The organism is Methanomassiliicoccales archaeon (genome assembly GCA_013415865.1).
GTDB lineage: Archaea > Thermoplasmatota > Thermoplasmata > Methanomassiliicoccales > UBA472 > MVRC01.
On sequence record CP058896.1, the window covers coordinates 785,446 to 797,556 of the forward strand.

11 protein-coding genes are annotated in these 12,111 nt (G+C 54.0%); 9 read left to right on the forward strand and 2 right to left on the reverse strand.

The genetic code is table 11. From position 1 onward, the window contains the following. The first annotated feature begins 65 nt into the window (after nt 1–65). The 9 genes from HPY73_03850 (at nt 66) to HPY73_03890 (ending at nt 7,961) form a co-directional block, all read left to right on the forward strand. Complete coding sequence (locus tag HPY73_03850; protein ID QLH74666.1) at nt 66–2,843, forward strand: tetratricopeptide repeat protein; 2,778 nt, start codon at nt 66–68, stop codon at nt 2,841–2,843. Nucleotides 2,844–2,903: 60 nt separating this feature from the next. Next, entirely contained in the window at nt 2,904–4,142 is a 1,239-nt protein-coding gene (locus tag HPY73_03855; protein QLH74667.1) for a tRNA pseudouridine(54/55) synthase Pus10, read from the forward strand. A 2-nt stretch (nt 4,143–4,144) separates the two neighbouring features. Further along, nucleotides 4,145–4,441 (forward strand): 50S ribosomal protein L21e, encoded by a 297-nt coding sequence (locus HPY73_03860; protein ID QLH74668.1) that lies wholly within the window; start codon nt 4,145–4,147, stop codon nt 4,439–4,441. A gap of 11 nt (nt 4,442–4,452) precedes the next feature. Next, the gene (locus HPY73_03865) at nt 4,453–4,773 is read left to right on the forward strand and encodes an RNA polymerase (GenBank protein ID QLH74669.1); all 321 of its coding nucleotides are present in this window, start codon (nt 4,453–4,455) and stop codon (nt 4,771–4,773) included. Nucleotides 4,774–4,788: 15 nt separating this feature from the next. Then, nucleotides 4,789–5,337, forward strand: a complete 549-nt coding sequence (locus HPY73_03870) for a DUF655 domain-containing protein (GenBank protein QLH75650.1) — start codon at nt 4,789–4,791, stop codon at nt 5,335–5,337. Nucleotides 5,338–5,343: 6 nt separating this feature from the next. Further along, nucleotides 5,344–6,153 carry a ribosomal RNA small subunit methyltransferase A gene (gene rsmA, locus HPY73_03875; GenBank protein QLH74670.1) on the forward strand — a complete coding sequence of 270 codons (810 nt, stop codon included), beginning with the start codon at nt 5,344–5,346 and terminating at the stop codon, nt 6,151–6,153. A 74-nt stretch (nt 6,154–6,227) separates the two neighbouring features. Further along, nucleotides 6,228–6,773 (forward strand): DedA family protein, encoded by a 546-nt coding sequence (locus HPY73_03880; protein ID QLH75651.1) that lies wholly within the window; start codon nt 6,228–6,230, stop codon nt 6,771–6,773. Nucleotides 6,774–7,113: 340 nt separating this feature from the next. Beyond that, complete coding sequence (locus HPY73_03885; GenBank protein ID QLH74671.1) at nt 7,114–7,659, forward strand: carbonate dehydratase; 546 nt, start codon at nt 7,114–7,116, stop codon at nt 7,657–7,659. Between the two features lie 23 nt (nt 7,660–7,682). Further along, complete coding sequence (locus HPY73_03890; GenBank protein ID QLH75652.1) at nt 7,683–7,961, forward strand: MarR family transcriptional regulator; 279 nt, start codon at nt 7,683–7,685, stop codon at nt 7,959–7,961. 85 nt (nt 7,962–8,046) lie between these two features. Here the strand turns inward: HPY73_03890 and HPY73_03895 are convergent, their stop codons facing one another. Then, nucleotides 8,047–11,004, reverse strand: a complete 2,958-nt coding sequence (locus HPY73_03895) for an MMPL family transporter (GenBank protein ID QLH74672.1) — start codon at nt 11,002–11,004, stop codon at nt 8,047–8,049. 95 nt (nt 11,005–11,099) lie between these two features. Next, complete coding sequence (locus HPY73_03900; protein ID QLH74673.1) at nt 11,100–11,711, reverse strand: TetR/AcrR family transcriptional regulator; 612 nt, start codon at nt 11,709–11,711, stop codon at nt 11,100–11,102. Nucleotides 11,712–12,111 lie beyond the last annotated feature (400 nt).

The window sequence follows — 12,111 nt, forward strand, 5'->3', positions numbered from 1 at the left end:
TCTAACATCTTTTCATCATCGTACCAATAGAAAAAACAAATGAACGGGATACGTTATTCATCCCAATGGTCCAGACCTTCTCCCAGAGCGAAAGGGTCCTCCTCCTATTGCTCGAGCATGATCTCATACGTTCGCCAGAGGCCCCCTTCGTCCTCTGCCAAGAGGGGATGGCTGAAAAGCTCGGTATGCAAATCCAGAATATGTCCAGGACCCTCATGAAAATGCAAAAGGAGGGTCTGATAATCGAGAGGCTGGCCCATGTCAGCGGTGTCGGTCGGAGAAGGAAGGTCTACCAGTTGACAGAGGTCGGTAGGACGGCAGCCTCGACCGTGAGGGATACTGTCCTCCGGTCCAACGTGGTTGTCCAGGAAGGCCCTACATCGAGGTCGATGTCTGTCTCGGACCTCATTTCATATCTTAGGGACGCGGGGCAGACGATGTCTTTGCTGGAAGCCGCTGATCATGTCGCAAAAGGTAGATTGGTCATAGACGACCTGCGGTCCGGGAGGAACAGGTCCGGAAGTAAATGTCCTTCCCTGTCGATAGGAAAGCCAGATCCTGTCGAGGTCGTAGGAAGGGAGGACGAACTGGCCAAATTGGAATCGTTCCTGTACGACCAAGGGGTCAGATGTGTCTTGGTCTGGGGGCTCCCTGGCATGGGGAAGACCACCCTCGGCATGGCATTGTTCGAACGATGCCGGGGAAGATTCCCCTTGTTCTGGTATACGATCAGGGGATTCGATTCGGAGACAGATATACTGACCCCATTATGGAGTGTGCTCAGGGAATCTGGTGTGCATGTTGGCCCAAACAGTTCCGCCGATGAGATGGCGAAACTGTTCGGGCAGTTATGTTCAGAACTTTCAAAGTGGAAGGGCGTCATCTTCATCGATGATGCGCATAAGGCCAATGAAAGGGCCAATACAGCGATCAACCTCTTGATAGAGGCCTGCAGGTCCCAGGTCGGGACCAGGCTTATATTGATCTCAAGGACCATGACCAGACCTTTTATTCAAGATCACGATGGGATGGTGGCATTGGAGCTCCAAGGTCTGAGACCTCGTGATGCGGAGGAGCTCGCCAGACGGACCGGTGCGGAGAGGGCAGATGTCGTCCTTGAAAGAACGAAGGGCAACCCTCTGCTTATCCAGATAGCCGCCAGAGGAGGTCAGGTGAACGGGGTAAGGACGGCTGCAGACTATGTCGATGACCTATGGGCGAGCCTGAACGAGGTGGAAAGACGCGCCCTGAAGGTCCTGGCCATCTATAGGGACTTTGTTCCCCTTTCGGCCCTGAACATCGCGGCGGAGGTGATATTCGGGCTCAGGTCAAAGGGGATAGTTCAGAAAATGGAGGACCGGATCATGCTTCACGACCTTGTCAGGAACAGAGTGCTGGACCTCCTGACCGATGATGAAAGAAGGGCCGGTCATTCTCTTGCGGGTCATTATTACTTGGGACAAGGCGGCGAGCTCATCTTTGAGGGTCTGTACCATCTTGGCCAGACCGGGGATGAGAGCGCCTTCATCGATGTGTTGGCCGAGCAATGGGAGAAGCTGGTCGAAAGGCCTGATGAGCTCCTGGCCATCATAGATGGGGTGAGGCTGCCCGAACGCTCACCTGCTCTGCTGTATTGGAGGTCCAGGACATTGACGGCCCTTGAAAGATATGATGAGGCGGAGACCGGGCTTGAAAAGGTCCTTGCCTCGATCATGACCGGCCCAGAGCTAAAGGCCAAGACCCTCGAGGCGTTGGCCGAAGTCCATCACTTGGTCGATGAGCTGGACCAAGCATTGTCCAGGCATAAAGAGGCGCTGGAGCTCTATAAGATGAACGGGGACCGCAGATCGCAGGCGAGGGAGCTTTTGAACATCGGACGGATATATAGGATAAGGGGCGACTTCGAGAACGCCCTTGCCACATATGACATGGCATCAGATGTTATGCCGGATGACAAGAAGCTCGCTGCCCTTCTGTCGAACAACAGAGGTATGGTATTTTGGAGCTGGGGGAAACTGGACGAGGCAGAGAAGGAGTTCCGAGAGGCTGCAAAGAAGGCCAGGGAGATAAGGGACCTCAGGTCCGAGGGGATGGCCCTTACGAACTTGGCCGAGATGTACCAGGAGTCGCTGAGACATGAGGAGATGCTCCTTGCTTTGAAGGACGCCTCTGACGCTTTCATTCGGTCAGGGGACCTTGACCATTATGCTGAATGTGAAGTAATGATCGCATCGCATTTGGCCAACATTGGGAAGGACCAGGAGGCCTTGACAAAGATAGAGGAGGCCATCATCAAGACACCGGGCCACATATTGACGACCGGTCATTCAACGGCCAAGGCCAGATTGTATCTTGCCGCGATGAGGGTCCTCCGGGAGATGGGCAGACCTAAGGAGACCATCGAAAAGGGAAGAACTGCGGAGAGGTTGCGCCACATGGAACCGGATGTTGCCGCACGTATCGACCTTGAGATGGCCCTGGCCTATGCGGAGATCGGTGACCTGGACCGAGCGATAGAACTCCTGGATAGGGCTTCGATGAGGTTAAGGGAGATAAGGGACGAGGTCGGGCTCACCCTTGTCCTCATCGAGAAGGGAGAGCTCGAAGAGCGTAAAGGCGACCTAGAAAAAGCGACCAAGCTCTACAAGGAGGCGGCATGGAGGGCAGAGGGAACAAAAGATATGCTCGGACTTGCCACATCCCTTGAGTACCTTTCCTATATCTCAGAGGGGGAGGAGGGCGCAAAGGCCGGTGCTAGGGCGGCCGATATCTATAAGAAATTGGGAATGCTGGACAGGGCCCTCCGGTTGCAAAGAGGACAGCACCCCGTCCCTGAGACCTGACCTTTGGTCGTTGAAGGAGGACTGATAAAGTTTTTATCGTCCCCCGTGTTCGCTCGCTCGATGAACCCCCTGACAGAAAGGGCCGACAAGGTCTTGGCACGTTATGACCTGTGCGATCATTGTCTAGGCCGTCTATTCGCCAGGGTCAGCACCGGACTGACGAACGACGTCAGGGGCGTGTCGTTGAGGATGGCCCTCAACCTTGAACGGTCGCTTGAAGGGGCCAGGCCATACCTTCATTCGAAATGCTACGTCTGCGAGGATATCTTCTCCTCGGTCCCTCGTTTCGCACAGGCGGCGGCAAAGGCATTGGAGCATATCGAGTTCGGTAACTTCCTGGTCGGAACAAGGGTAGATCCCAATATATCCGAAAGGGAGGAACAGATGTGGTCCATCGTCGGCCAGGAGATGGCAGAGCCTATAAAGGCAGAGCTGAACCAGGAGATCGGTAAAGAGCTTGAGAGGCTCGTATCGAGACCTGTGGAGTTCAAGACCCCTGATGTGGTGGCGCTCGTCGATACCAGGTTCGCCCATGTGGAGGTGGACATCGCGCCGCTCTTTGTCTACGGTCGGTATCTGAAATTCTCCAGGGAGATCCCTCAGACCTATTGGCCATGCCGTTCCTGCAGAGGAAAAGGATGCACGAGATGCGACGGGACAGGGAAGCAGTATCAGACCAGCGTCCAAGAGATCATCGGCGGACCGATACTAAGGGCCGCCGAGGGAAAAGAGCATTTCCTCCACGGCATGGGCCGCGAGGACATCGATGCCCGGATGCTCGGTACTGGCCGTCCCTTCGTCATCGAGATCAGGGAGCCGATGAAACGGTCCGTCGACCTGGCTTCGTTGGAACGTGAGATCAATGAGCTAGGGAGGGGCCAGGTACAGGTGAGAGGTCTTAGGTTCAGCTCGCGCGAGGAGGTGCGGCGTATCAAGCTCGCGTCTCCTGACAAGGCCTATCGCGTTGTGATCTCCCATCATGGCAAAGTTAATAAGCAGAGAGTCATTGAGGTTCTCCACACAATCGACCGCACCTGCATTAGCCAGCAGACGCCATCGAGGGTACAGCATCGCCGGGCGGACCTAGACCGGCAAAAGGTGATCATCTCGGCCGAGCTTGAGGATCTCGGGGAGGACACGATGACCATCTTCCTCCGCACGCAGTCCGGGACCTACGTCAAGGAGTTCGTGCATGGGGACAACGGAAGGACGAGACCCTCCCTCTCAGAGATGCTGGGGACCCCGTTGGAAGTGTTGGCTTTGGACGTGGTAGAGATCAACGATATCATCGAGGGATAAATATGGTGAAACCGTCACACGGATTGAGGCGAAGGGGAAGGAACATCCTTAGGAAGACCCCGCGTAACCGCGGGCTGTCCCCCATCACTCATGAGTTCCAGATGTTCGAGACCGGGGAGAAGGCCAACATCTTCATAGACCCCAGCGTCCACCATGGCGCCCCGCATCTGCGCTTCCATGGCAAGACCGGGACCGTCGTCGGGCAGCAGGGAAGGGCCTTCGTGCTTGAGGTCAAGGATGGTAACAAGATAAAGATAGTCTGTTGCCGCCCAGAGCATCTCAGGAAGAACAACGCTTAAAGGTGTTCGAGATGAGCGAGGAGCGCTATGTCTCCTTGGCGGAGGTCAAGGAGATGCTTGAGACCGAACTTAAGCAGAGGGAGCTCACCCCAGAGCAGAAGCTTTCCCTCGACCATGCGACAAAGTTCGCGAAGATCGATGCGAAGCGGGCAAAGAAGCTCAATGAGGAGCTATGCAAGATAGACTTCATCACTCCGGCCATAGCAGTGAAGATAGTAGACCTCATGCCGACGCACTCAGACGATGTTCGCATACTTTTCACGAAGGAGCGCATGGTCCTCGACAAGAAACAGATTGAACAGATTCTTAAACTGGTCGAGAAATATCTCTAAGGCTGGTGTTTGACCTTGGAAGATTACGCGCACATCCTAGATTTCCTGCCGCAAGGCTCCATACAGGACAAATCCTACAGACGAGAGCCGGTGGCATATGCACTGGGCAGCGAGGAGTTCAAGCTCTTCGAGCTTGTGCCCAAGCACGATGCGGTCATCAACATAGGGGACCGTGTCTACATTGGAAAGGAAGCGGAGAAGCGCGATAAGATCCTTCACGTGAAGAGGCGAGTGTCCTTCGAGGAGCTGTCGGCGGCCGCACAGTCAGAACTGCCATTTGTCATCGCCGAGATAGTGAAGATGGAGGAGCCCAGGTTCGTCAGGTTCTTCAACGAGTCCCAGCCCATAACGATACGCCAGCATATGCTCGAGCTGCTCCCGGGCCTTGGAAAGAAGACCATGATGGCCATACTTGACGAGAGAAAGAAGGGGCCGTTCACGAGCTTCGAGGACCTCGCAAAAAGGGTGCCTTCGCTCAAACATCCTGAGAAGGTCATAACAAACCGGATAATGATGGAGCTGAACGACCCCCATCAGAAGTACCGCATCTTCGTCTCCAGATGAGGGCGCATGAGGCCTGCGGATATCAAGGCCACCTTGGCCTCTCTTTATTTGACCCCGACGAAAGGTAAAGGTCAAAATTTTCTTACCGACGACAGTGTGGCTGATAAAGAGGTAGGGTATCTCCAGGCCGAGGATGGGGATGTGGTCCTTGAGGTAGGGCCAGGCCTGGGCATCCTGACAGAGCGCCTGGTGAAGATGCCGGTGGACCTGAAGCTCATCGAGCTGGACAGGGCGCTCCTGCCATACCTTCAGCAAAGGTTCGGCAAGACGACCGAGATCATAGGCGGGGATGCGCTGAAGGTGGTCTGGCCACATTTTGACAGGTTCATCTCAAACGTTCCGTACAGCATCTCGTCCCCACTGATCTTCAGACTTCTGGAGCATGATTTCAAGTGCGCAGTGGTCATGGTGCAGAAAGAGTTCGCGGACAGGATGGGGGCGAGGGCTGACACCGAGGATTATGGAAGGCTTTCTGTCGGCGTCTATTATCGTGCAGAATGCGAGCTGTTGGATGTCGTGAGCAGGAACAGGTTCTGGCCTGAGCCCGAGGTCGATTCTAGGATCGTCCGTCTGACACCAAGGCCGGCCCCCTTCAAGGTCAATGACGAGGCCCTTTTCTTCAAGCTGGTGGAGATGTTGTTCAGCCAAAGGAGGAAAAAGATATCCACGGTGCTGAAGAAGGCCAAGATGTTGGAGGGGCACGACATCTCTAGCTTGCCATATCTAGATAAGAGGGTCGAAGCATTGGCCCCCGAGGAGATCGGGGAATTGGCGAATGCTGTGCATATCTTGAAGTATGATGGAAGGGGGTCGTGAGATTGATCAGCGAGCTGTCCCAATGGATGCTCGACTTCATCGAGGCCACGGGTTATCCAGGCATATTTGCGGCCATGTTCCTGGAGGGGATCATCACTCCGATCCCGAGCGAGCTGATAGTGCCGTTCGCTGGTCATCTGGCGAGCCTTGGCAAGATGGACCTTTTGTTCGTGGTCCTGGCTGCCACCATAGGAAGCACATTGGGTTCGACCGTATCTTACCTCCTTGCCATGGTCCTTGGGAGGCCAGTGCTTCTTAGATATGGGAGATGGATCTTCGTTGACGAGGAGATCCTGGACAAGGCCGACCGGTTCTTCGCCGAGAAAGGGAGGTTCGCGGTCCTGTTCGGCCACATGGTACCTGGCGTAAGGTCTATCATCTCCTATCCAGCGGGTATAGCGAAGATGGACCCCAAGAGGTTCATGCTCTTCACTTTCGGTGGCGGTCTGTTCTGGAACTCTGTGCTCGCATTGATCGGTCATGAACTTGGTTCGAGCTGGATGGATTTCTGGAAGATGATGGACGGCTGGGATGTTGTGATTGTTGCGGCCATAGGCTTGGCGGCCCTCATTTATCTCTATAGAAGATGGAAAAGGAAGAACAATTGGACCGGGACCTGACGCTCTCAACGACCTTCTCGGGAAGAATGTCTCCTTCATCCGCTCACCGTTGCATGGGCTTTATGAGCGGTCCCAATGATGGTAGTCATCTTGAGACCTGGGCGAGGCCGCCCTGCGCTTGTCTATTGTCATCAATTATTTTCAGTCATAATGTAAAGACCGCCAGGATCGATCCGGGGTGAGCTTTCTATATCTTGAGATGATTTTTTCGCGACATTGTCCTTCTTAATGGATAGAGAAAAAAGAAGCAGGGCTTACCATCACGGGGCGGAGTTCCGATATTTGCATATTTAATCATAAAAGTTCAAATATTTTCATAAATATTCATATTTTGAAATCCATGAAGACCGTTCATAAAACTCCAAACATCGGAAAAGGAACCTTCATCTCCGAACATGCCGTGGTCATGGGCAACGTCACGATCGGAGACAACGTATTTGTGGCCCCAAATGCTACCATCAGATGTGATGAGCCAGGCTCAAGTGTCGAGATCGGGGACGGCTGCAATATACAGGACAATGTGGTCATCCATGGGGTGATGGGCTCAACGGTCCGTATAGGTAAAGGTGTCTCGGTCGGACATGGGGCGATAATACATGGACCCTGTGAGGTCGGCGACCGGACGTTCATAGGTTTCGGGGCCGTGCTCTTCCGTTGTGATATCGGGTCAGAGTGCGCCGTCATGCACCGCGTCCTGATCGGGGTTGCTCTGCCTGACAGAAGGATGGTGTCCCCTGGGGTCGTGATGGACGGAAATAGAGCACATGATCACGACGAATTGACCGATGAGATGAGGAACTTCAGTGAGACCGTACAGGCCGTGAATGAGATGCTTGCAAAGGAATATCTCTCGATGGGGCAAGATATTACAATCGATAAGGATTAAGATATGAAGGGCCTATGAGAACCATGATGAACATTGAAGAGGCCGTAAGATGGGTACTGTCGGTGGACAGGAGGATGCTCGTCATGCGGGAGGCCCATGAGAACGGTGTCATCAAGGCATCAGAGCTCGCATCGCGCACTGGTCGTTCCGTTCAGAATATAAGCAGGGCGATCCATGAGATGGAACGAGAAGGTCTGATCGAATGCCTGACCCCTGAAAAAGAGACCTGGAAGAGATATCTGCTCACTCCGTTCGGGCGCTCGGTGCTGGAGTCGATGCGCTCCGCATATGCCTTCGAATGACCTTTCCAAACGGTCATTTCTGTTTTCCATGAGGCCAGATAAAAGATGGGATAAAATGGTTTGAAAGAGGTTTGTTCCAGGCGTCTTACTCGTTGACCTTTTCCTTAACATCCTGCCTTCCAACACGCCTTAGGCGACCAGGAGCATACCATGCCCATTTGCCCATGACGGTCATCGCCGCGGGGACGATGTAGGTACGCACGATCATGGCATCGAAGATGATGGCGCAGAACAGCGCGAAGCCGAACTCCTGCATCATCGCCATGCTGGAGAGCATCATGGACCCGAACGCTCCTCCCATGATGATGGCCAAAGCGGTAATGATCCCGCCTGTCCATTCCACAGCATCAACGATCGCCGTCCTGTTGTCCTTTCCTTTCTGCGCCTCCTCCCTGATGCGGGTCAGGATGAACACGTTATAGTCCATGCCTATGCCCATCAGCATTATGAAGAGGATCATCGGGACCATCCATAGTATAGGGACGGCGGAGAGCTCCCCGAACACCAGCACGGTGAGCGCGAAGGACCACATGATGCTCATGAGGATCGATATGATAGCGAACAGAGGTAGCAGCAGAGACCCAAGGACCAGCATCAGCACCAGGAAGATGCCGACTACCACGATCAGCTCCATGTTGTTGAACTCCTTGTTCATGTTCTCGCTCAGATCGCCCATCATCGCGGTGGAGCCGCCCACATATATCTCGGTGGAGGCCAGTGCAACCTCGGCCTGTTTGATCTCCGATACCTGCCCGCGAAGTTCGGTGATGAAGTCGACCGATGCCTTGGACATCGGCTGGTCCTTGAGCACGACCTCTAGGAGGACGGTGCTTCCATCTGTGCCGATGAACTCAGAGACGCTCTTCTGGAACGCCGACCTTTCTTCATCGGTCATCGAGTTGTATGATAGATAGTCGTTGACGGGCTGACCGTTCGGGCTGGTAGGGCCAGACACCATCTGGACCTCAGAGTTGGCCGCTATGGCGATCGACATATTGTTGAGCGAGTTCCATGATGCCAGGTCGATCGTCCCGTCGTTGTTGAAGAGGGTGATATCGTCGATGACCACCTGGGTGGGCATGATCAGCCCCTCGCCGAAGTCCTGGCTCATCGCCTTCAGGCCGTCTGTGCTCTCGACGGCGGGCATTCCTCCTATGAAGTCAAAGCTTGTCTCGGCGGTGGTGTAGATGTAAGCTGCCGGCACAGTGACCAGGGCGGCCACGACCAAGATGACCTTGGCATGGTCCACCGCGAAGTGGGCAGCATTGTGGAAATAACCGCGATTGCCCGCGGCCTTTTTTGCGTTGAAATTCTCAACGAACTTCTTCCAACGCTTACCAGTGGTGGGCCAGAAGACCCTGTTGCCGATGAGCATGAGGAGGGACGGTATCAACGTCAGCGCTATGAGAAGGGCGACCACGATCGCCATGCCAAGGATCATCCCCATCGTCTTCATCATGGAGAACGAGGAGATCGTCATCGCAAAGAAGGCGATGATGACCGTTGTGCCGCTGGTAACTATGCTCTCGCCGGCCCATGTCACTGCGGTGTGAACGGCCGTAGGCCTGTCATGGCCTTTGACCCTTTCCTCGCGATAGCGAGTCATTATGAATATTGAGTAATCGACGCCCACGCCCATCAGCACTGTGAACAGCAGCGTCAGCACGCTGTAGTGGATGTTGGCCACTGTCGATCCGATGACGAACACGAGGGCCTGGCTTATACCAATGGCAATGCCTGCCGCACCAAGTGGGACGAACTGGGCGAGAACTGACCGGAACAATACCCCCATCAGAACGATGACGATGCCGATCGTTATTGGCTCGATCAGGGACAGGTCGCCCGCAGCGGCCTTCTCCATATCGGCGGATATCGCCGCGCTCCCCGTGACGTATGTTCTAATGTCGGCAGAGGAGGTCGCCTTGACATCCTTGACGATACCTCTTATGGTCGCAACGCTCTCCATGAGCGGCTTCGTGCCATCGTCCAATGTGTATTCCTCGTCTATGGAGAATGTCAGGATTACAAGCGAGGTCTCGCCGTCCGGGCTCACCATTCCCGCGAAGACATCGCTTGGGACGGGCACGGGGTAGGTCTCGAAGGTTCCTGTTGAGATGATGGTGTTGGCCAGCCCTAGGACCTCGGGCCCTGAATACTCAGGACCTAGCCTATAGACCTCTTCCAGGAATTGGAGGTCGTTGATGCGGGACATCATCGCGAACGTGCTGACTGTGAAGTTGTGCACCGCCGTCTGATTGTTGAAATTGGAGAAGTTGAAGGCGACAAGAAGTGATCCTAACAATGCTGCCTTCTGCTCCGGGAGCCCGAGCGTCACAACGGTCTCGGAGACCGCCACGTTGATGCAATGCACCGCGCGGGCCTGAGGATCGCTCACCAGGCTGATGTTCGAAGCGGTCAGGTTCCACTCGTTAGCGAGCTGAGCGTAGTATGCGAGGGCCATGCCTTTCATCTGAGGGTCTTGGCCAAGCATCATCTGGTTTAGGGCCAGATAGGTCATCGAGTATGCCTGGACATCCGCCTCCGAAGGGGTCGCACCACCTGCTACGGCGGAGGACCATTCCTCAAGGAACATCGCCGGTACGCCATACATCACCAAGAGCGTGCCATTTATCTCGTTCTCGGCCGCCCAGAGGCCCGTGCCGACCTGAGGTATCGCGGCCAAGAGCACCATCCTCTGCACGGAATAGGGGGTCGTCACACCTGTGAGATACTCCAGGTCTTGGGATGTGGTCAGCCTGCTCTCCAGGGACAATAGGAAGTCGCGCGTGTATGGTGAAGATATGTTATCCGTCCGCACCACGATCATCAGGGTGCCATTGGCATCGGTCCTTGGGAAGCTCTCATCTATGATCTTTTGGGCCTTTATCGATTCGTACTCTCCGTCGACCAGCTCGGTCTCCTGGTAGACGACCACATCGTTCACCATGGCCATCGCCGGTATCGAGACGAGCAATGCGATCGCCCAGAATATGATTATCATCTTGTGATGCTTGATTATTACATTGCCTAACCTGTTGAACATGAATTGTCACCCATGCGCCAAGGAATGGATGCCGGGAACTTCTCCCTAGATAAAGGATTATCTATGGTCCCAAAAAAATTGTAAATTTTTAAAATCTATAATCTATCATCTCTGGCTCTGTTCATGGTCTCAAGGAAATTTATAAGGGCCTCTGCGCTGACCCTTGCACCTTCGGTGTATCTAAGGTCCATGCCCATGTTCTTTGCGATATCGTTGGTTATCGATATGCATATCAGACTATAGGCCACCTGGTCGCATGTTTCCTTTGGCGTATTGGGATATGTCCTATGAAGGGCCTCACCCATGCTTGTCGTCGCCTTTCTTAGAAGGTCCAGTATCATCTCCTTTGTCTCAGGGTACCTGTCTTTTGCCGTCATCAGAAGGCCGAGCACGAACTTTTCCCTGTCGGCCGCCTCTGAGGTCACCGGATACATGTTCTCAAGCATGCGGGGTACCACGTCATGTCCTTTGCTGGCTTTCGAGAGCTCGTCAATCATCATGTCATACCTTCTTATCGTGCGGTGGACCAGTTCCCTGACAAGATCGTTCCAATTGCCGATATAATGCCTGATTATGCTTGGCATCACGTCCGCCTCATTGGCTATCTGCTCGATGGTCACTCCGTCCAGACCATTCCTCACGACGCACCTCTCAAAAGCATCAAGAATCTGCTCCTTGCGCTGCACGGCGAGGCTCTTCCTTCCCATATAATACACCGGCATCTCCTAATAAATTGTAAGAATTATAAAATAATTATAATCCGACAATTTCATCAGGCCGATTTTGAATCGAGGCCCATTCCCATCTGTCGGTCTCTTTCACCGAGGACCCCTAATGGTCAAAAATGTTATCATAGACCTTAGGTAGGTACATTACAACGATGCATCAGGACGGATCAAGATACAAGGCGCAGAGACCATGTGATGATAAGATCGTGAGACCGGTATCGAGCAAAGGCCGGTCCCAGAGACCCAATACGATCAGACAAATTGGGCATGGCGCCATCGGCCTCTTTGACTGGTCGCATGATTGTAAGATCTGGATCTGAAATTAAGCGGTTGGCGAGAGGGCCTATCTTTGATTAATATCGCCTTGGGATGAGGATCG

Excerpts from the sequence above, each read along its gene's own strand:
- HPY73_03860 (QLH74668.1), top strand. The coding sequence starts at position 4,145 with ATGGTGAAACCGTCACACGGATTGAGGCGAAGGGGAAGGAACATCCTT.
- HPY73_03895 (QLH74672.1), bottom strand. The coding sequence starts at position 11,004 with ATGTTCAACAGGTTAGGCAATGTAATAATCAAGCATCACAAGATGATA.
- HPY73_03865 (QLH74669.1), top strand. The coding sequence starts at position 4,453 with ATGAGCGAGGAGCGCTATGTCTCCTTGGCGGAGGTCAAGGAGATGCTT.
- HPY73_03855 (QLH74667.1), top strand. The coding sequence starts at position 2,904 with ATGAACCCCCTGACAGAAAGGGCCGACAAGGTCTTGGCACGTTATGAC.
- HPY73_03885 (QLH74671.1), top strand. The coding sequence starts at position 7,114 with ATGAAGACCGTTCATAAAACTCCAAACATCGGAAAAGGAACCTTCATC.
- HPY73_03850 (QLH74666.1), top strand. The coding sequence starts at position 66 with ATGGTCCAGACCTTCTCCCAGAGCGAAAGGGTCCTCCTCCTATTGCTC.
- HPY73_03890 (QLH75652.1), top strand. The coding sequence starts at position 7,683 with ATGATGAACATTGAAGAGGCCGTAAGATGGGTACTGTCGGTGGACAGG.
- rsmA (QLH74670.1), top strand. The coding sequence starts at position 5,344 with ATGAGGCCTGCGGATATCAAGGCCACCTTGGCCTCTCTTTATTTGACC.
- HPY73_03880 (QLH75651.1), top strand. The coding sequence starts at position 6,228 with ATGTTCCTGGAGGGGATCATCACTCCGATCCCGAGCGAGCTGATAGTG.
- HPY73_03900 (QLH74673.1), bottom strand. The coding sequence starts at position 11,711 with ATGGGAAGGAAGAGCCTCGCCGTGCAGCGCAAGGAGCAGATTCTTGAT.